Below are 20,721 nucleotides of genomic sequence, written 5' to 3'. Positions count from 1 at the left end.
ATTTTCAATGAGTTGCTACAATGTTTCAGGTGGCTGAGCGCGCAAGATCCATGCCTGAATGGGTGGTGAATGGCTCGTCTCGTCCGGCAGCTCTAACGGTTCGCCGCAGATGCCGGGGCCGAATCCCGGGTTCCATCCGTTGAACCCACGTCATGAAACAGTGTCAGACCCCGCTCCGCCCCCGCGCCGCACTGTTGATCAGTGCCGCGTTCCTTGCCACCCCCGCCTTCGCCCAGGAGGTCGCGCCCCAGCAGACGGTGACGCCGCCGCCAGCGGTAGAGGCGCCTGCACCGCAGGCCGCTACTCCGGCGCCGGAAGTTCGCATGGCCCCGGCCGCACCCGTCGTGCAGTCGGTGCCCTCGGTCGAGCAGCAGATGGCCGGCAGCGCCAACCAGGCGCCCTCGACCACCGACGCCGCTCCGGCCCGGACTGCCCGCGCGGAGCGTAGCGCGCCACGCGCCGAAGCCCGCGCCGCGGCTCAACCACGCCCGTCGGCACCCGCCGCGCAGCCCGCGTCGGCGCCCACGCAGCAAGCCGCTATCCCGGCACCCGCGCCGGTTGCGCAGCCGCAGGCTGCCGAGCCGGCCGCGCAGCCCGCTGCGCCCGCCGCCGACGTGACGCAGACAACGGAGACCACGACCCAGACCACCCGTTCGACGTCCCTGGTTCCGTGGATCCTCGGCGGTCTCGCCGTGATCCTCGCCGTCGCCGCTGCGATGTTCCTGCTTCGCCGCCGCCGGACGGACGATGATCTGCTGGTGCGCGAGACGGCGACCACCACCGAACCGGTGGCGGCCCGCCCAATAGCGCAGCCGGTCGCACCGCGCAGTGACATCGGTCTCGCCGCCGCCACTGCCGCGCCGGTAATGGCCCCCGTCGCCGATCGCCAGCCGATCGCCGAACCGGTTGCCGAGGCCCATGTCGAGGCCAAGCTGGCCGAAGCCGACGAGGCCGTGCTCGAACATGTCGTCGATGCGCCGGCGCCGGTCGCCAACCGCCCGTGGCTCGAACTGGGCCTGCGCCCGGTCCGCGCCGGCACCAGCGAGGAAGAAGCGCTGGTCGACATCGAACTGACGGTCGGTAATTCGGGCGACACGCCTGCCCGCGATGTCCGCATCTCCACCTTCCTGCTCGCCGATGTCGAGGCCAGCGAGATGGAGCAGCTGCTCACCGGCCATGGTCCGGCTGCCGATGTGCCGCCGGTGACGATCGATGCCGGTGACGGCACCCGCGTCGACGCCCATTTGGCGGTGCCGAAGGGGGAGCTGGGTCGTACCTTCACCCCGGTCGTTGTCGCCGAGGCGCGCTATCGTCTGCCCGACGGCCGCGAGGGCCGCACCAGCGCCGCTTTCCGCATCGGCCGCGCCGCGCCGGCTGCGAACGGGGTGGGCCCGATCGGTGCAACCCGCCCGCATCTGGTCGAGGACCTTGAGGCGGAACTGCTCGGCACGCCCGCTCACGCCTGATAGGCAGAATCTTCAAACGGCCCGCGTTCTCAAGAGGGAGCGCGGGCCTTTTGCTATCTGGCCGCTTCCCTTGCTTCAAATGTAACACTATCCCCTGGAGCCTCGGTTCTCTGGGGAGACATTATGCAGCTTCGTACCCTCGTCCTCGCCGCATTCGCTACGACGGCGCTGATCCCGACGGCCCACGCACAGCAGGCGCAGCCGTTCAACGACATCCCGGCCAAGTTCGAACTGCCCGAGGGCACCAAGGACTATATTCGCCGCGAGGTGATGGTGCCGATGCGGGACGGCACCAAGCTGTTCACCACCATCGTCATTCCCAAGGGGGCCAGGAACGCGCCGATCCTGCTCACCCGCACCCCGTATGACGCGTATAATCGGGTCCGCCGCACCTCCAGCAACAAGATGCTGTCGGTGCTGGCGCAAGGCGACGAGGTGTTCACCCAGGCCGGCTATATCCGCGTGTTCCAGGACATCCGCGGCAAGTATCGCTCGGAAGGCGACTTCGTCGTCACCCGCGCGCCGGTCGGTCCGCTCAACCCGACCAAGGTCGACGACACCACCGATGCCTGGGACACGATCGACTGGCTGGTGAAGAACCTGCCCGAATCGAACGGCAAGGTCGGCATGCTCGGCTCGTCCTACGAAGGCTGGACGGTGGTGATGGCGCTGCTGCATCCGCACCCGGCGCTCAAGGTCGCGGCACCCGAAAGCCCGATGATCGATGGCTGGATGGGCGACGACTGGTTCCACCATGGTGCCTTCCGCCTGCCCAATATCGGCTGGATCTCCGGAATCGCCGGCTACAAGGCCGGCGGCCCGACGCCGCCCAATGGCGGCTGGGACGATTACGACACCTTCCGCAAGGTCGGCTCGGCGGGCGACTGGGCGAAGCAGTACGGTTATGACCAGCTGCCCTTCTGGAAGAAGCTGAGCCAGCACGTCTCCTATGACGCCTTCTGGCAGGGCCAGGCGCTCGATAAGATCCTCGCCGCCAACCCCTCCAACGTGCCGACGCTGTGGGAGCAGGGCTTGTGGGATCACGAGGACATGTACGGCGCGATCCACGCCTGGGAGGAGCTGCAGAAGACCCCGCAGGCGACCAACAACTTCCTGCTGATGGGCCCGTGGCGCCATTCGGGCTTCAACTATAACGGCTCGAAGCTCGGCGAGCTGAACTTCGAGGGCGATACCGCGCTGCAGGCCCGTCGCGACATCCTGCTGCCCTTCTTCAACGCGCATCTGAAAGACGGTTCGCCCGCCTATACCCCGCCGGTCGCCAGCATCTACAATACCGGCGAGAACCACTGGGACTTCCTGAACAAGTGGCCGCTCGGCGCGCAGCTAACGCCGCTCTACCTCGGCACGGGCGAGGCTGCCGGTTTCGACAAGGTGGGGGCAGGGGAGGACAGCTATGTCTCCGATCCGGCCAAGCCGGTGCCCTACCTGCCGCGCCCGATCAACTTCAGCGACGGCCGCTGGGGCACCTATCTCGTCACCGACCAGCGCTTCGTCGACGGCCGCCAGGACGTGCTGACCTATGCAACCCCGGTGCTCAAGGAACCCGTACGCCTTTCGGGTACGCCGCTGGCGGACATCTTCGCCAAGACCACCGGCACGGATGGCGACTTCGTGGTGAAGGTGATCGACGTCTATCCGGACGAGATCGCCACCACCAAGGAGATGGGCGGCTTCCAGCTGCCGATCGCGATGGACATCTTCCGCGGCCGCTACCGCAACTCGTTCGAGCACCCCTCGGCGATCCCGGCGGGCAAGGTGCAGGAGTACAAGTTCCGGCTGCCGGTGGTGAACCACACCTTCCTGCCCGGTCACCGCATCATGGTGCAGGTCCAGTCGACCCTCTTCCCGGTCTATGATCGTAACCCGCAGAAATATGTGGAGAACATCTTCTTCGCCAAGCCGGGCGATTACCAGAAGGCGACGGTGACGATCCTGTACGGCGGCAAGCAGTCCAGTTCGGTGCTGCTGCCGGTGGTGCCGGTCGACCAGAGCGCGGCCAAGGCGTGATGAGCCGCGAGCCCGCCTTCGCACGGGCGAGGGCGGGCTCCGATCAAGTACTTAGATTTACGTAGAAAACCTGAGGCAATCTCTGCGCATCTGCATCATTTTTTAAGCTTATTCAGGTTGAGTTGACCCCGAAACGAGCAGCCACGCCGTCGCTGTGTTTCGGGAGCAGGGCGATGAACATCGCGGCCATTCGAGGGTATCTTCGCGAGACGATCGAGTTTTTCGTATACTTCGTGTTCATGACCGGGATTGGCGCGGCGATGTACGTCCTCGTCAACTATGCGCCGCAAGCCAATTCCGGGTGGTACATCAACACCTGTATCGGCATGGCGGTGTTCACGGGCATCTATGCGGTGCGGATGTTCCGCCGCTATCGCCGGGCAATGCGGCGCCTGGCGCTGTTTCCAGACGAGCTTGTCGTGGAACTGGCGCAGATGAGCGAGGAAGAGCGGCGCACGATGCGCTGGTCGGAGCGGATCGCTGCCGAACGGCTCGAGGCCCGCGGCGGCGATGCCGAGCGCGTGCGCCTGCTCGAACGGCTCGAAGCGCTCGAACGCGCCTATCGGGAGCGCTGCGCGGTGCTGGGCGTCGACCCAGATAAGGAGGGCGGGGAGTTCACGATCGACCCCAACATGTCGGTCGAGGCAATCCGCGACCGGATCGCAGATCGTGTGCTGCGGCAGGACGAAGACGAGGAAGAGGACGAGCGACCGCCGATCTTCCGGAGCTGAGCGCGCGTTCGTTTCACTCCCGGTTAGGATTCGTTAACGCGCTTGCTTCATGATGCAGTGCCAAAGAGCGGCGGCGGCGCGTGGGGTGCGCGCGATGGGGCCGTCGATGGGGATTGCGTTCATGAAGCCCGATACCGTTCGTCACTATCTGATGATGTCGTTGGAGTTCGGCGCCTATTGCGTGCTGATGACGCTGCTCAGCTATTTGATGGTGTTGCTGGTGCTGCGCGCGCCGCAGCCGAACAGCGGCATCTATATCGGCGTGGCACTGCTCGCCGCGCTGCTGACCGGGCTGCACGCCGGCAAGATGTTCCGCATGTATCGCATTGCCCTGCTGCGGATCCAGAACCGCGCGACCAAGGGCAAGAAGCCCTTGCCGGTCCGTCACTGGTCCGATCGTATCGCTGCGGAAGAGGCTGTCGGGCGTCATGCTGCCCAGCGCAAGCAGGCGACGGGCGAGGACGCCTCTCCCGAACTGGAGGCCATTCGGTTGCGGATCGCCGAGCGGATGGCGCGCGAGGATCGCGAACGCGACGAACTGGCGCGCGAGGACCGCGAGCGCCTCGAACGCGAGCGGATTGAGCGGATGGAGCGGGCGCGCTCCGAGCGCATTCGCAACGAGACGCGCGCTTCCCGCCAGAAGAATTGAGCGATCCGGCGACGGCGGCGAACGGATCGTCGCGCGGCGGTAGTGTGCATGCCGCAGGTGCAGCCGTCGTTCAGCTTTCGCGGATCAATGCCGATGCGTGAGCAGGGGTAGGCATCGCGCAGCATTTGGGATGATCATGGCCGGTGCGCTCGGCGCGCCTGCCTGGGCGCAAGACGCACCGGCTGCCGACCCCACCCCGCAGGCGATCCCCGGCGTGCTGCAGGAGCGATTCCGCCTGCCGGGCACGCCGGCGCCCAGCCCGACGCCGTCTCCGTCCCCCACCTCGTCCCCATTGGTTCGGCCGGTGATCGTTCCGCTGGCCACGCCGCGGCCGAGACCGTCGCCCACTGCGGCGCCCAGCCCGGCACCGACGCCGTCATCTTCTCCCCAACCGACCGCCACGGCGCCTGCGCCCGCACCGCCGGACCAGCGGCCGGCAGCGCCGCTGGCCGCGCCGACGCCGCAGGAATCGGCAGGGCCTGTCCAAGACCGGTCCGGCTGGTTGTGGCTCGTGCTGGGCGCGATCGGCGTCGCGGGGCTGGCAGGCGCGGGATGGTGGCATAGGAGCAGGGATCGCCGCCTGGCCGCGCCAAGCGTGGCTTTGGCGGCGTCCGAGCCGGAGCGGCCGCTAGCTGCGCCCGAACCGCCGCCCCTACCTGCGCCGCCGCTGCTTCTGCCGCCGGGGGATGGCGGCGAACCCCTCGCGATCCACATCGTCGCCGCCACCGTCGCGTTCCTGGCGGAGACGGTGGCGTTCGACCTGGAGATCGACGTGATCAATGCGCAGGATCGGGCCGCCGAGGGGCTCCGGCCGGCGCTTGCGCTGATCAGCGCAAGCCCGGACCAGGACCGGTGGCGCAGCGCGTTCCATGCCGGCCCGCCTGCGCAGAACCAGGGCGGACCAGTGGATCTCGCGCCTGGCGGCCGGCTGCGGCTGCCGGCGCGGCTGACGCTCCGGCGCGACCAACTGCACGTCGTAACGCATGGTGGCAGGCCCATGTTCGTCGCGATGCTGCTCTGCGACCTGCGCTGGCGCGGCGGCCTGAGCCTCCATCGCGCCGGTGCCGATTTCCTCCTCGGCACGGCGGGCCAGGGGCCTCGGCCGGGGCCGATCTGGCTGGATCGAGCCGCCCCGCCGGCGCTTTCGGCGACCCGCTACGTGCCGCCGCAACCTTGAGTTGATCAGCACAAATGAAAAGAGGCGATCCGTCGCCGGACCGCCTCCTTCCAATATCCAAGCCTTGAAACGGGCTGGGAAGTGCTTACTTGACCTCGACAGTCGCGCCAGCTTCTTCCAGCTGCTTCTTGATCTTCTCGGCTTCGTCCTTGGACACGCCTTCCTTGACCGGCTTCGGAGCGCCTTCGACCAGCGCCTTTGCTTCGGTGAGGCCGAGGCTGGTGATGGCGCGGACTTCCTTGATGACGTTGATCTTCTTGCCACCGTCGCCGGTGAGGATCACGTCGAACTCGGTCTGCTCTTCGGCAGCCGGGGCAGCGGCGCCACCAGCGGCCGGGCCGGCAACGGCGACGGCAGCGGCGGCCGAAACGCCCCACTTCTCTTCGAGCAGCTTCGAGAGCTCAGCGGCCTCGAGCACGGTCAGGGCGGAAAGCTGGTCGACGATTGCGTTAAGGTCAGCCATGATAAACTCCAGTCAGTTCAATAGTTTCGGGATAGAATAAAGGTCGCTCGAAGCCGAAGCTCAGGCAGCCTGCTTTTCGCTGTACGCCGCAAGCACGCGGGCGATCTGCGCCGCCGGTGCCTGGGTGATGGTGGCGAGCTTGGTCGCGGGTGCTGCGATGAGCCCCACGAGCTTGCCGCGCAGCTCGTCCAGCGACGGCAGCGAGGCGAGTGCCTGCACGCCAGCCGCATCCAGCAGCACATTGCCCATCGCGCCGCCGACGATTTCGAGCTTGTCGTTCGTCTTGGCGAAGTCCGAGACCACCTTGGCCGCAGCCACGGGATCGACGGAGGTGGACAGTGCCGTCGGACCCGTCAGCAGGTCCGCGAGCACCGCATAATCGGTGCCCTGGGTGGCAATCTTGGCGAGCTTGTTCTTCGAGACCTTATAGGTCGCGCCGGCTGCACGCATCTTGTTGCGCAGGTCCGTCGACTGCTTGACGGTCATGCCGAGATTGCGGGTGACAACCACCACGCCAACCTCGTTGAAGGTGCGGTTCAGCTCGGCAACGGCGTCGGCCTTCTGGGAACGATCCATGCCGGTCTCCTCATACATGAGGCTGCCCGTTCCCCGCACGAAGCGGACAGGGGCAACCCCGGTTCACGACCCGCGCGCAAACGCGGGCCAGGCTCAAATTGTCCGAGGGGAAGGATCGTCACGAGGCCGGGGCGCTTGTCCCTGGGGCGTGACCCGGAACGCTTGGACCCACCCGCGCAATCGCGCTAGAGAGCCGGCCAAGCCGCCGGTAAATTCTGTCCCCGTCTAGGCGAGTTGATCAAGACCGGCATATTCCGGTCCCTCGCTGTCTCGGACGGATTCCTTCCGAAGAAGGAGCGCGCCTAGTAGCGGATTCGGAGGGCAAGTCAAGGGTGGAGGGCAGATCCTCCCCTGCGCACGCAGGGGAGGGGGGCCGCGCCGCGCCAGCGGCGGGGTGGAGGGGCCGCGCCGCCAGGCGCGGGGTGTGCCGAGCGCGCCGGACCCCGCCGCGTGCCGCGGCGGCCCCTCCACCCCCGCCTTCGGCGGCGGTCCCCCTCCCCCTCCGGGGGAGGATCTGAAGGGAGGCCTTGCCGACTCGACCAGGAGGGGCACCCCGACACAAGATCCTCCCCTGCAAGGGGAGGTGGCAGGCCGCAGGCCTGACGGAGGGGTGTCCCCGTCCGTGGGACGGACCTCCCTACCAGCGGGGACACCCCTCCACCACCGCCTGCGGCGGCGGTCCCCCTCCCCCTCCGGGGGAGGATCTGAAGGTGGCCCTTGCAGAACAAAACCGGAACACCCATCTTCCCCGCGTCCGTCAAACCCAGGGGGGAGGGCATGCCCATGCGCGGCACCAAGGCCGATCGTACCCGCGAGAACCAGCGCTTCCTGAAAGCGCTGCGCCGCACCGCCAACGTGACCCTGGCCGCCGAGGCTGCGGGGCAGACGCGCAAGACCTTCCAGAAGCGCCGCGCGCGCAACCCCGATTTCGCGAGCCAATGGGACGCAGCGCTCGCCTATGCCCAGGCGCAGCTCGCCGCCGGCGCGCCGTCGCCGACCCCCGAGGGCGAGGCCGCGCGCACCGGCGGCGGCGAGTATAGCGTGCGCGCCTCGCGCGGCCGCGCGGTGCAGGTGCGCCGCGCCCCCAAGGGGGTGCTGACCACCGAGGGCGAGCGCCGCTTCCTCGCCCATCTCGCCGCCACCGCAAACGTGCGGCTGTCGGCAGAGGCGACCGGCATCGGCTGGAACGCCATCTATGCCCGGCGCCGGCGCTCGGCGGACTTCGCCCGCGCGATGGAGGCGGCGCTGGCCGAAGGCTATGAGCGGCTCGAACTCGCGCTGCTCGACAATGCGCTGCGCTCGCTGGACCCCACCGGCGAGGATTTGGGCGAATGGCGCGAGACCGTCGACGAGACCGACCCGCTCACCTTGATGACTCCGCGCGAGGCGCTGCTGCTGCTCGGCTATCGCCGCCCGGAGATCGTCGAGGGGCGGCCCCACACCGGCTTCGCCGTGCCGCGCATCCCCCGCGAGCAGGCGCTGGCGCGGCTGTCGCGCGAGCTGGACCGGGTGGAGCGGCGGTTGCGGCGGGAGAAGGGGTAGGGGCGGCGCGCGAATTTCGTTCAAAAAGAACTCATTGGCTCAGTCGTCCGATAATTTGTCAGCGTGCTCCCGCGCTGGTTGAAAGCTGTCGACAAATCTCGCGCCGATCGTGGTTCCTACATGCTTTGGAGCTCCAAACGCGTCGGCTAGATCAGTTTGTCCACGATGGCGGAGGAAACATTAGACGCCGGGGTGTGTGGCCGTCGGGTGCAATTGAACCACAACCTACTCAAGGTTGCGTTCTATCGCCCATCGGTTAAAGTAAAAAATCCATAAGGGGAACCACATGAGTAGCGACCACACCTTCATCAGTAATGTCTGTGAGGCAGTTGTATCGGGGGGAGCTGTCTGCCTGTTAGGTGCTGGATTCGCTACAGCCGGGAAAGACCACAACGGCAAAGATGTGCCGAGTACGTCGGAATTGATTGTTGAAATTAAGAACGCAATTGGTCTTCAGGGCGAGCCAGTTAATAATCTCGCGGATATAGCGGATTATTGCGAGGATCGTGCTGATTTAAATCTTGAGCTGCGCAAGCTGCTGCTGTCTAGGTTGACGCTTTGTCAGCCAAGTGATCAGCAAGTTAGTGTAGTTCGTCAGCCATGGCGATCGATATTCACGACTAATTTTGACGACGTCATTGAAACAAGCTTGCCTAGTAGCGCTAGGCAGGTGATTACGCCGACGTCACACAGCCTTGAGCGGTCGGTCGATTTGCTACCAATATACTATATGCACGGGCGCGCGCGCGACATGCTTGAGCGAACTGTCGATCCCCGTTTAGTGCTATCCGAACGGAATTATCTTAGACTGCATGAAGATAATAGAGAGCTTTATGCGCAACTGCAAAACGAGCTTTTTGCTGCAAAATACATAGTAATTATCGGATACTCGCTTCGCGATTTGGAAGTCGCTAGGATATTTATTGAGGCAGGTCATGCGTTTAGGGATAAGACTCTCATAATAACTGGAGAGCAAGAAACAGAATTCTCTCAGGCCCGCCTACAGAAATTTGGCGAAGTGCATGCAATTGGTATGGCGGGATTCTCGGCCGCTGTTTCTGCGGCTAAGCAAAATTCCACAGGAGATGAACATTACAACTTCATCGAAATAATTGAAAATACGCCACCAGCTAATGAAATAGACGCGGACGATTTTGTCAGGCTAATAATAACTGGCAGGTTTGAATCGGCCTTTTATCAGAGACAGCTGATAGAAGGTTCAATGAATGGCGAGCTGTACTCTATACGTCGCCCAAAAGCTATCGATACTATCGTGAAAAGGCCAAAATCCGGCGTCAACAGATTTATGATAACGTCGGATCTGGGCAACGGGAAGAGTGTATTTATCCAGCAGCTGGGTGTAGAGCTTCTTTCATCTGGCTATACAGTGGTGGAGGTATCGTCAGGGCTGCAGGAGGCGTTCGGAGAGCTCGATCGTCTTTTGGCGAGTGGGCAACCAGTCGCGTACCTTATCGACGATGTTATTAGGCATAGGATTGCTGCTGAATATATAGGAAAGCGGTTAAATGCTATCTCGATCATCGTCTGTTGCATGAGGGGTGATCCGGGTGAGGTTGCATATCGTGAGCTTTGCAATCGACTGGGAGGGGCAAGTCAGCAGATTGATTTAAATAAGCTCACAATCGAGGAGATCGATCAGTGGGACTCGTCTTTAGAGCGGTGGGGTCTTTGGGAGGAGCGCATAGCTCTCTCTCATGAGGACAGAATAAAGTTTCTCACCAAAGACTGTGCTTCTGAGAATAGATCTATTATTTTGGCTCTGTTTCGCAGTTCGCGTATCGCGGAGAAAATAAATCAAATCGTTACTTTCTTTCTTAAAGACGGGGGTTATCAAAGAACGTTTGCGGCTCTTTTGATTTCTGCACTCTGTCAGCAGCATGTGTCCTGGGAATCTTTGGTGGCGTGGCTGGACATAGATGAGAATCGACTTCGCGTGGATCTTAAAGAAAGTGAGTTAGCGGAGTTGTTTTTCGACGGTCGAGAGTGGCACATCATAACTTCTACTCAGCTCGCCGACTATATACTAAGAACCAAATACGTCAGTGATGACAGGGATACTCTGGTCGACGTTTATTCAACCATAGTTCAGAGGACCGCCCAGGGGGCCGGAGATGATCGGCTGGGTTATATATTTCGCGAGAATCTCAAGGAGTTAATGAAGTTTAGATTTCTTACGCGTCTTTTTGGCGACAACGAGGATGGAATAAGGCTGATATCGAGGGTCTATAAGAGACTTGCGAAGGCTCAGTTTATTAGGAACAATCCCCAGTTTTGGCTTCAGTATGCTATGTCACGCATGCAGGTTGATGATCTGGATAACGCCGAGACGTATCTGAACACCGCATTAGGCTGCGCAGCCGAGCGTGGCTTAACGTACTCGCCATTTCAGATTCTAGATCAACGAGCTCGATTGTTTTTTAGAAAAAATTCTAAAGCTAAGGCGCACATTAGCTTAAACGAGATAAGGCAGGCCGTTAATGATCTCGGTAGCCTGCTTGGTAATCCAGAAAGTGAAATAATTTATCTTTATCGATCTGCCCCGCTGATCGAAGCTTTTCTAGAAGAAAAAATAGATGAGCTTGATGACGGGGTTCGTGCAGATCTTCGTGGATTATTGGAGCGCATTAAGGATGCCGGGGAGGGCTTGCAGCGACTTCCCCGAGCCCAGAAAGGTGAGACGCCGGTTTTGAAGAAGGCTCTCGCAAATGCATTGATTACGTTGAATTTTGCTTAGTCCTACATTGTAGAAGTTGCGGAGAATTTCGGTGCTGCTCTCTTATCTGAACGTTGTGGGGTGAAAGTTCGGTAAGCTTGTTTCAAACTTACAAATGTTCCATTAGGTTTCTTGGCTGTCCACTTGTAGTGAAATATAGTTTTTTCTGGGGAGTTGGGTGGCGCAATGCTATCACGATGCGTCTCTGCGCCTAAGTTTTCTGCGAGACGCCGGGCGCGCCGCCGATCTGTTTAACAGGGAGCAAATGATGCTCCACGGCTCTCGCGGTTTGCGTTCAACGGCGAGGGCCATACATCGTCACCCGTGTCCCCACGGCAACACAATTTCAATCTTTAACCGAATTGCGCAATCGCCCCCTTGCCAAGCCCGCCCCATGCGTCAGTTTTGTTGCAAACAGAACCGAGAGGGTGCGCCACGGAAACGGCTTGGATCGAGGGGAACCACATGCACGTATCGTACCGACGACCGACCTGCAGTCTCGTAGCACTCGCGCTCGCCATGGGGATGGCCGCGGTGCCCGCCTTTGCCCAGGATGGCACCACCGGCGCCTCCGCCGCGGCGCCGCAGGACGACATCGTCGTCACCGGCTCGCGCATCCGGCGCAGCCCGCTCGATCAGGACAAGCCGGTCGTCACCGTCGGCCAGGAGGAGATCGCGCGCACCGGCCTCACCGCCATCGCCGACGTGCTCCAGCGGCTGCCCAGCGCCGCGGGCGGGCTCAACACCAAGGTCAACAATGCCGGCAATGTCGGCGGGCCGCCGGACGGGACCGGGGTCAGCTCGGGCTCGGCCGAGGTCGACCTGCGCTATCTCGCCGCCAAGCGCACGCTGATCCTCGTCGACGGCCTGCGCTTCGTCAACGGCTCGGCGGCGGGCGGCATCCCCGCCTCGGTCGACCTCAACACGCTGCCGGTCAACATGATCGAGCGGGTGGAGGTGCTGCAGTCGGGCGCGTCGCCGCTCTATGGCTCGGACGCGGTCGCCGGCGTGATCAACATCATCACCAAGCAGCAGCAGGAGGGGCTGCGCGCCTCGGCCCAGTACGGCATGTATCGCCAGGGGGACGGCGATACCCAGCAGTACGAGGCGAGCTACGGCATCCAGTCGCGCGATACCGGCACGTCGCTGGTGTTCGGCGCGAGCTATGTGAAGCAGGGCGGCGTCTCGACCGGCGACCGCGCCATCTCGCAATTCCCCAATCCGGGGCAGACCGCGTGCACCGATCCGATCGGCGGGTGCAGCGGCACGCCGCCCAATGGCCGCTTCGCGGTGCTGGGGCAGACGCTGGCGCTGCGCGCGCCGGTCTCCGGGCGGCCGAGCTATCCGGCGGACTTCAAGCCGTTCACCAATGCGGACCGCTATAATTTCGCGCCGCTCAACTATCTGCTGACCCCGTCGGAGCGCTATGGCGGCTTCGTCAACTTCAAGCAGGCGCTGACCGACAGCATCAACATGCGGGTCAAGCTGCTGTACAACCACCGCTATTCGCGCACCCAGGCGGCGTATCTGCCGCTCAACATCGGGCCGGACGCGGGCAACGGCAATCTGCTCGACACGATCTCGGTGGACGTGACCAATCCGTACAACCCGTTCGGGGTGACCTTGTCCTCGGGGGCGGACGGGAGTGCTGCCAACTACTCGTACATCGCGCGGCGCATGGTCGAGGCCGGGCAGCGCGTGTTCACCCAGAATGTCGACACCATGTCGGGCACGCTGACCTTCGACGGCTCGTTCGATGTCGGCGGGCGCAAATGGTATTGGGACGTCAACGGCACCTTCGGCATCAACGATGCCAAGCAGCTGTTCACCGGCAACCTCAACGCGGCGCGGCTGGCGCAGGCGCTGGGGCCGGTGAGCGCGTGCACGGGGACGTGCGTGCCGTTCAACATCTTCGGCGGGCTCGGCTCGATCACCCCGGCGATGATCGACTATGTCGCCTTCGACGAGCGCGACCGCAGCAGCCAGCGGATGTGGGACACCACCGCCAACCTCTCGGGCACGCTGTTCGATCTGCCGGCGGGGCCGGTGGGGGTCGCGATCGGCTATGAGCATCGCGACCAATATGCGAGCTACGATCCCGATCCGGTGATCACCGCCGGCCTCGGCGCGGACGTACCGACCAGTCCGGCGCGCGGCGGCTTCAACGTCGACGAAATCTATGGCGAGCTGCGCGTGCCGATCCTGGCGAACACGCCGTTCTTCAACAAGCTCGAGCTCGACGGCGCGGTGCGGCATTCGAACTATTCGTCGTTCGGCAGCAACACCACCTTCACCGCCTCGGGCCTGTGGAAGCCGGTGGCCGACCTGCTGCTGCGCGGCGGCTATGCCGAGAGCCTGCGCGCACCGAGCATCGGCGAGCTCTATGCCGGGCTGTCGCGCTTCGACGCGACGATCGACGATCCGTGCACGAGTGCTGCGGGCGGCGCGTTCGCCAGCAACGCGACGGTCCGCGCCAACTGCATCGCCAACGGCGTGCCGGCAAACGGCAGCTACAACGAGCCGACCGGCGGCCAGCTCGGCGTCTTCTCGCAGGGCAACACCGCGCTCAAGCCCGAGACCTCCAAGACCTGGACCGCGGGCGGCGTCTACAGCCCGGACTGGGCCAAGGCCTGGTCGAGCGCGTTCAGCCTCGAGGCCAATTACTACAACATCAAGCTCGACAACGCGATCGACTCGGTGCCGGCGACGCTCACCCTGCGGCGCTGCGCGTTCAACGCCGATCCGGTCAGCTGCGCGGCGATCCGCCGGACCAGCAGCGGCACCATCGCGGGGATCAGCGGGCGGCTGCTCAACCTCAACGGCATCCGTACCGACGGGCTGGACGGCACGCTGACCTTCCGCACCCACAAGATCGGCGAGGGCACGATCGGCCTCAACGCCAACGCCGCCTATCTGCTCCGCTACGACGTGGTGCCGCCGGCCGACCTCGGCGCGCCGGCGCTGCGCTATGCGGGTACCGAGCGCGGCAGCCCCGACCAGGCCTATCCGCGCTTCAAGGGCAATGCGACGCTCGACTGGTCGAGCCCGGGCTACGGCATTGCGTTCACCGCGCGCTACATCAGCGGGGTCGACGAGCGCGATGACGTCCATCGGCTGGGCGCGGTGTTCTACGGCGATCTCCAGGCCTATTTCTCGCCGGCCTGGATGAACCATCGCACGCGGCTGACGCTGGGCGTCAACAACCTGTTCGATCGGTCGCCGCCCGCCTGCTACACCTGCCAGAGCGCCAATTTCGACCCGACGACCTATGATCTGCCGGGCCAGTTCGGCTATCTGCGGCTGTCGTTCGGCTTCTGAGGAGGGGGGAAGGGCCGGGCGCGATCCCGGCCCTTTTCTACAAGGCCGGCCTCAGAAGAGCCGGGTCAGCGCGTAGAACAGCGCGCCCACCGCCGCCGAGGCAGGGATGGTGATCACCCAGGCGATGACGACGTTGCTCGCCACCCCCCAGCGCACCGCCGAGGCGCGCCGGGCGGTGCCCGCGCCGATGATCGCGCCGGTGATGGTGTGGGTGGTCGAGACCGGGATGCCCAGCCACGAGGCGCCGAACAGGATGATCGAGCCGCCCATCGAGGCGCTGAACCCCTGGTGCTGCGACAGCTTGGTGATCCGCGAGCCCATCGTCTCGATGATCTTCCAGCCGCCGCTCAGCGTGCCCAGCGCGATCGCGACATAGCAGCTGATCGCCACCCAGTGCGGCACCTCGAACGTGCCGTGGAGATAGCCGGTCGAATAGAGCAGCACGGTGATGATGCCCATCGTCTTCTGCGCGTCGTTGAGGCCGTGGCTCAGCGAATAGGCGCCCGAGGAGATCAGGTGCAGCACCCGGAAGCTGCGCTCCGCCCGGCTCGCGGTCGCCCGGCGGAACAGCCAGCTGGTCAGCAGCATGATCGCCATTGCGAGGATCATGCCCAAGGTCGGCGACAGCACGATGGCGATCAGCGTCTTGTTGAGCCCGGTCCACTGGATGCCCTCGAACCCGGCATGCGCCACGCCCGCGCCCACCATGCCGCCGACCAGCGCGTGGCTGGACGAGGAGGGGATGCCCTTGAGCCAGGTGACCACGTTCCAGAACATCGCGCCGATCAGCGCGCCGAACACCACGCCCGGCGTCACCAGATTCTGGTCGATCAGCCCCTTGCCGATCGTCTCGGCCACCTTGTGCATGCTGGGGAAGGCGATGGTGACGAAATAGGCCGCGAAGTTGAAGAAGGCCGCAAAGGCGACCGCATGGACCGGCTTGAGCAGCCGCGTCGCGACCACCGTGGCGATCGCGTTCGCCGCATCGTGCAGGCCGTTGAGGAAATCGAACGCCAGCGCGACCAGGATCAGCCCGATGAGCAGCGGCAGGGCAAGTTCGTGCATGATGGATCAGGCGTGATCGATGACGAGGCCGTCGATCTCGTTCGCGACATCCTCGAACGCGTCGACGATCCGCTCGAGATGCTTGTACAGCTCGCGCATCACCGCGAACTGCAGCGGATCCTGCGGGCCGAGTTCCTTGTAGGCGCGCTTGAGGCCGGCGGCGTGGATGTCGTCGGCATGGCTTTCCATGCGGACCAGGCGCTCGGTCAGCTCGTGCAGCCGGGCGCCGTTCTTCGCCACGTCGCGCAGCAGCGGCATCGCCTCCAGGGTGAGCCGCGCGGCATCGATGACGATGCCGGCCATGTCCTTCATCTCGGGTTCGAAATGGCGGATCTCGTACAGGTCGATCGCGCGCACCGTCGCCTGCATCTCGTCGATCGCGTCGTCCATCGACCCGATCAGCGCGGTGATCGCGCCGCGATCGAAGGGGGTGAGGAAGGTGACGCGCACCGTCTGGAGCACCTGGCGGGTAATCTCGTCGGCGTCATGCTCGCGCTCGATCACTTCGCGGATATGGTCGGGCCCGCCATCCTGCAGCAGCCGCGCCAGCGCATCGGCGCCGGCGACCACCGTGGCGGCATGCGCCTCGAACATCTCGAAGAAATTGCCCGATTTGGGCAACAGGCGTTGGAACCACGCAAACATGCGATTGACCTTTGACTTGTGGACGACGGTGCCGAGCACCCCCATGCGCCGGGTGGCGGCGCGAAATTCTTCGGGCCCGAAGGAGCGGATCAGGTCGCGCAGATCGGGCTCGTCGACGGCTTCCGCCGCCTCGGCCAGCGCGAACCAGCGGCGCTGGCGCTGATCCTGTTCCTTCCAGGCATCGAGCTCGCGAGTGACCGCGAAGGGAAATACCTCGACATCCGCCATCACCGAGGCGCCGTTGCCGCGCTTCTTGCGATAGCGATAGGAGCCGAGGGGGGTGGGGCAGATCACGCCCTGCACGCCGGCTTCTTCCTCGGCCTCGAGCATCGCGGCGGCGTGCGCGCTGATGCCGGTGCCGGGATTGCCCTTGGGAATCACCCAGCGACCGGTCCCCCGCGAGGTGACCAGCAGCACCTGGGTGGGCGCATCTGCCCCCGTGCCGAGGGTACGATAGGGCAAGGCGGCGATCTGGCGAATGGCGAGCGGCTCCAGGGTGAAGGACGCGCGCGGTGTTACAAGCTTGGCCGGCGATGGCAAGCGGGGAGGGGGGATAAGGGAATGTTACGCCAGCCCGCCGCGCACGCACTTGCGCGCGGCGGCGGGGTGGCGGACGCAGGTGCGTCCCGAGATCAAGGCGCGGGCGTGACCTTCCACAGGTTGCCGTTGGGACCGTCGCCGAGCACCCACACTTCCCCGCTCGGCGCCTGGGCGATCGAGCGGATGCGAGCGGCGAAGTCGATACGGGCCGCTTCGGTCGCACGTGCGCCGGTCAGGTTGACCAGAACGAGGCCGCGCGACTGCAGGCCGCCGATGACGGCATATCCCTTCCATGCCGACAAGATGTTGCTCGAATAGATGATCATGCCGGCCGGCGCGATCACGGGATCCCACCAGAGCTGGGCCGGCTCGAATCCGTCGCCTGCGGCCGGCTTCGGGATCGGCGAGCCGTCGTAATTGTTACCGTACGACACGTTCGGCCAGCCATAATTCTTGCCGGGCAGGATGATGTTCAGCTCGTCGCCGCCCTTCGGGCCCATCTCGTGCTCCCACAAGGTGCCCGCGGAATCGAAGGTGAGGCCATACGGGTTGCGATGCCCGAGGGTCCAGATTTCCGGCTTTGCGCCGGCGGTTGCGACGAAGGGATTGGTCGCCGGGGCGGTGCCGTCCGGATTGAGGCGGATGATCTTGCCCAGGGTGTTGGTCATGTCCTGCACCGGCGCGAATTCCTGCCGGTCGCCGACCGCCACGAAAAGATAGGCGCCATCCGGCGAGAAGGTCAGATAGCCGCCGGGTTCCCCCGAGCCGGGATCGCTCACCACCTTGGTGCCGCGCCAGATCGTCGATCCGCTCACCAGGTGCGTGCCCGTGCTGTCGGTCGTCAGCCGGGCCTTGAACAGCGCGAGGCCCATGGGATCGATCGAGGTATCGGCGGCAGCGCGGCCAAATCGGGTCGCGGTGGGATCGCGCTCCAGATAGGTGATGTATACCAGCTTGTTCGACGCGAACTGCGGATCGAGCGCGACGCAGAGCATCCCGACATTCGAAGCGGGCAAGCCGTCGATGGCGGTCTTCACGCCGGCCTGCGTCACCAACCACATGGTGCCGGGGGCAGTGGGGTTCGCGATCGTCGCCCCGCTCGAATCCTTGTTGAGCGGACGTTCCGTGACCAGCATTTCGCCGGTGGGCAGGAAGGTCAGCCCCCAGGGGGCGTCGAACGTCGCGACCACGGCCTTGGCGATCGAGGTGATCGACTGCATCGGCGTCGGGGTAGGCGTGGGCGTGGGCGTCGGGGTGGGGGTAGACGTGGGCGTGGGCGTCGGGGCAACCACGTTCCCGTTGCCGCCGCCGCCGCAGCTGGCGAACACCGTCCGCCCGGCCAGCGTGCGGCCCTGGACGATGCCGCCCGCCGGGATGGTGCTGTCCAGCACGCCGGTGATCGCGGTGGCGTTGAACAGGTTGTTGGCGTTGACCGAGAGCAGCAGCCGGTCGGTCGGGCGGACCTGCACGAAGGCGTTGGTCGTCGTGTAGGCCGGGATGCGCAGGCTGTTCTCGTCGGTCGCGTAGCTGCCGGTGGTGCCGATGAACACCGCGCCCAGCGTGAAGCGGTGGACGTTGATCTGCGGGGTGACCTCGTAGATCAGCCGCGCCTGGTTGTGCGGCGTGTTGCCGACCAGCTGCGGAGTCACGCCGTCGCGGGCGATCTTGGCGCTGGTATAGGTGGCGCCGGCGGTGACGGCGAAGATGCCGCGGGTATAGCCGCCCTCGAACTCGATGCCCTTGGCGCGGTACAGCCGGTCGATCGGCTGGCCGTTGCGCGGATCGATGTTGGTGTCCTGCGATTCCGCGTAGAAGGCCGTCAGGTTGAGCATGGTCGAGGCGGTGCGGTACTTGAACCCGCCTTCGGCCTGGTTGACATGGTCGACGGCGGCGTTGGGCAGGCGCAGGCCGCCGGTGGCGAAGTCGACATAGCGGGCCGAGACGATGCGATCGGCATTGGCGCGGCCGCCGCGGCTGTAGCGCCCGAACAGCGAGAAGGTCGGCGCGACGCGGTAGTTGGCGCTCACCGAGTAGGACAGGGTGTTGTATTTGTAGTCGATCAGCCCCGGCGTCGCGAGGGCGAGGCGCGAGGTACGCTTCTCGGCATCCGAGAGGGTGCCGTCGCCGTTGATGTCGTAGGACGAGAAGCCATGGGCTTCCGCGAAGACGCCCTGGGCGCGGCCCATGTCGTAGCGCAGGCTGCCACCGATCGCGAGCTTGCCGATATGGTAGTTGACCGAGGCATAGGGCGCGTTGACGTCGTACTTGCTGTTGGTCGTCTGGCGGCAGCAGCCGCCGAGCAGCGCCGCGCCATAGCCGTAGAAGCCGTTCTGGGTGATCTGCAGGCCGCCCGGCGCGCGCACGTCGACCAGCGCGGCGTTGCCGCCGCCGACCACGTCCTCGATCACCGAGCTCCACAGGAAGGTCATGTCGATGGTCTGGCGCGACTTGTAGAAGCCGCCGGTGGCGGTGAGTTCGCCGTCGCCGAGCTTCCACGAGCGCGTCGCGCGGATGTCGTTGGTCACGTCATCCAGGCTGTTGAACTTGTTGCTGGCATAGGTGGCGGCGGCGAGCAGGCCGTTGCCGTTGAGCGTCGCCGGGTTGGCGATCGCCTTGCCGGCATTGGGGCCGGTGGCATAGGTGAGCGTGCCGCCGAAGCCGCCGACGCGGCCCATCACCGCCGCGGCGGGGGCGTATTGGAGGAATTCGGGGCTGACGATGCTGCCGCTGATCCCCGAATAGCGGAAGCGATCGGTGATCGACCAGCCGCCCAGGGTGAACTGCGCCTCGATGCCCGCCGACTTGACGATCGGGTGCTGGCCGTCGCGGACGTTCTGGGTGCTCAGCGCGTTCTTCTCGTCCAGGCCGATAATGGTGTTGAAGTTGCGGCTGAGCAGCGTGTCGCGCTTCATGTCGAAGCCGGGGATGCTGGCATAGCTCGGATTGGCGTCGGTGCCGGTGACCTGCATCGGCACGAAGCCGTAGGTGGGCGTCCGGTCGTTGAGGTACTTGCCGTAGAAGCGGACATAGCCGCCGGTGAAGGTCTTGGTGACGTTGAGCTTGATCTGGCCGCCGTCCTGGCCGTCATAGCCGGTGACCCGCGGGCCCTGGCCGCGGCGGTAAAAGCCGCCGACGTTGAAGCGCAGCGTGTCCGAGATCGGCGCGCCATAATCGAAGTCGAGCCGGTAGGAGCGGTTGTCGAGGCCCAGCGTGGTCTGCACCGTGCCGCCGGCGTTGAGGCCGGTCTTCGACAGGAAGTTGATCACGCCGCCCGGCGAGTTCGACGCGAAGGTCGAGGCGGAGCCGCCGCGGATCGCCTGGACTTCGCCCACCGCCGCATCGAAGCGGATGAAGGTGTCGGCGCTGGCAAAGGCGATGTCGCCGAATTCGAGGACGGGGAGGCCGTCTTCCTGCAGCTGGACGAACTTGCTGCCGGTCGAGGCGATCGGCAGGCCGCGGATCGAGATATTGCCATAGCCTTCGCCCTGCGAGGCATCCGAGCGCACGCCGGGCAGGTCGCGCAGCAGGTCGGAGACCGAGAGCGGGGAGAGCTTGAGCACATCGTCTTCGTCGAGCGAGCTGGTCGAGATCGCGCTGTCGAGCAGGTCGCGGGCCTTGGCGACGCCGGTGGAGAAGCTTTCCTTCTGCGGCGCAGGCGCGGGGGCGTGCTGTTCGGCGGGCTTGGCGGCCGGGGCCTTGTCGGCTGCGGCGGGCAGGGTGTTGGCGAAGGCAGGCGTGGCGAGCACGGCGAGTGACCCGCCGAGCATCAGGTGGAGCATTTTCATCA

13 protein-coding genes are annotated in these 20,721 nt (G+C 64.8%); 8 read left to right on the top strand and 5 right to left on the bottom strand.

What is annotated here, in order from left to right; all coding sequences use genetic code 11:
- Positions 1-152 precede the first annotated feature (152 nt).
- The 5 genes from BM009_RS15835 to BM009_RS22320 all read left to right on the top strand — a co-directional run bounded on the left by BM009_RS15835 (position 153) and on the right by BM009_RS22320 (position 6,051).
- Positions 153-1,466 carry a hypothetical protein gene (locus BM009_RS15835; protein ID WP_139216650.1) on the top strand — a complete coding sequence of 438 codons (1,314 nt, stop codon included), beginning with the start codon at positions 153-155 and terminating at the stop codon, positions 1,464-1,466.
- A 123-nt stretch (positions 1,467-1,589) separates the two neighbouring features.
- On the top strand, positions 1,590-3,494 hold the full coding sequence (locus BM009_RS15830; RefSeq protein WP_093297668.1) for a CocE/NonD family hydrolase: 1,905 nt from the start codon (positions 1,590-1,592) through the stop codon (positions 3,492-3,494).
- 173 nt (positions 3,495-3,667) lie between these two features.
- Positions 3,668-4,225: a hypothetical protein gene (locus BM009_RS15825; protein WP_093297666.1), complete on the top strand. Its 558-nt coding sequence runs from the start codon at positions 3,668-3,670 to the stop codon at positions 4,223-4,225.
- 121 nt (positions 4,226-4,346) lie between these two features.
- Positions 4,347-4,874, top strand: coding sequence for a hypothetical protein (locus BM009_RS15820; protein WP_093297665.1), 528 nt, complete (start codon positions 4,347-4,349; stop codon positions 4,872-4,874).
- Between the two features lie 130 nt (positions 4,875-5,004).
- Positions 5,005-6,051 carry a hypothetical protein gene (locus BM009_RS22320; protein ID WP_175488069.1) on the top strand — a complete coding sequence of 349 codons (1,047 nt, stop codon included), beginning with the start codon at positions 5,005-5,007 and terminating at the stop codon, positions 6,049-6,051.
- 85 nt (positions 6,052-6,136) lie between these two features.
- On the opposite strand, the gene rplL is transcribed toward BM009_RS22320, so the two are convergent.
- Both rplL and rplJ read right to left on the bottom strand, forming a co-directional pair.
- Positions 6,137-6,514 (bottom strand): 50S ribosomal protein L7/L12, encoded by a 378-nt coding sequence (gene rplL, locus BM009_RS15810; RefSeq protein WP_066720675.1) that lies wholly within the window; start codon positions 6,512-6,514, stop codon positions 6,137-6,139.
- A 60-nt stretch (positions 6,515-6,574) separates the two neighbouring features.
- Positions 6,575-7,090, bottom strand: a complete 516-nt coding sequence (gene rplJ / locus BM009_RS15805; protein WP_064314118.1) for a 50S ribosomal protein L10 — start codon at positions 7,088-7,090, stop codon at positions 6,575-6,577.
- A gap of 777 nt (positions 7,091-7,867) precedes the next feature.
- On the opposite strand from rplJ, the gene BM009_RS15800 reads away from it, so the two are divergent.
- The 3 genes from BM009_RS15800 (at position 7,868) to BM009_RS15790 (ending at position 14,684) form a co-directional block, all read left to right on the top strand.
- Positions 7,868-8,632 carry a hypothetical protein gene (locus tag BM009_RS15800; protein WP_093297661.1) on the top strand — a complete coding sequence of 255 codons (765 nt, stop codon included), beginning with the start codon at positions 7,868-7,870 and terminating at the stop codon, positions 8,630-8,632.
- Positions 8,633-8,918: 286 nt separating this feature from the next.
- On the top strand, positions 8,919-11,387 hold the full coding sequence (locus tag BM009_RS15795; protein WP_093297659.1) for an SIR2 family protein: 2,469 nt from the start codon (positions 8,919-8,921) through the stop codon (positions 11,385-11,387).
- A 444-nt stretch (positions 11,388-11,831) separates the two neighbouring features.
- Positions 11,832-14,684, top strand: a complete 2,853-nt coding sequence (locus tag BM009_RS15790) for a TonB-dependent receptor domain-containing protein (protein WP_093297657.1) — start codon at positions 11,832-11,834, stop codon at positions 14,682-14,684.
- A 51-nt stretch (positions 14,685-14,735) separates the two neighbouring features.
- Here the strand turns inward: BM009_RS15790 and BM009_RS15785 are convergent, their stop codons facing one another.
- From BM009_RS15785 to BM009_RS23170, 3 genes are all read right to left on the bottom strand, one after another.
- Positions 14,736-15,749, bottom strand: a complete 1,014-nt coding sequence (locus BM009_RS15785; RefSeq protein ID WP_093297655.1) for an inorganic phosphate transporter — start codon at positions 15,747-15,749, stop codon at positions 14,736-14,738.
- Between the two features lie 6 nt (positions 15,750-15,755).
- The gene (locus tag BM009_RS15780; RefSeq protein ID WP_175488068.1) at positions 15,756-16,856 is read right to left on the bottom strand and encodes a DUF47 family protein; all 1,101 of its coding nucleotides are present in this window, start codon (positions 16,854-16,856) and stop codon (positions 15,756-15,758) included.
- A 170-nt stretch (positions 16,857-17,026) separates the two neighbouring features.
- Positions 17,027-20,719: a TonB-dependent receptor domain-containing protein gene (locus BM009_RS23170; RefSeq protein WP_093297653.1), complete on the bottom strand. Its 3,693-nt coding sequence runs from the start codon at positions 20,717-20,719 to the stop codon at positions 17,027-17,029.
- Positions 20,720-20,721: the final 2 nt, after the last annotated feature.

Origin of the sequence: Sphingomonas sp. NFR04, from assembly GCF_900114095.1 — a bacterium.
Taxonomy (GTDB): Bacteria; Pseudomonadota; Alphaproteobacteria; order Sphingomonadales; family Sphingomonadaceae; genus Sphingomonas.
The sequence above is the reverse complement of the archived record's forward strand: the minus strand, read 5'-3'. Positions and strand labels throughout refer to the sequence as shown.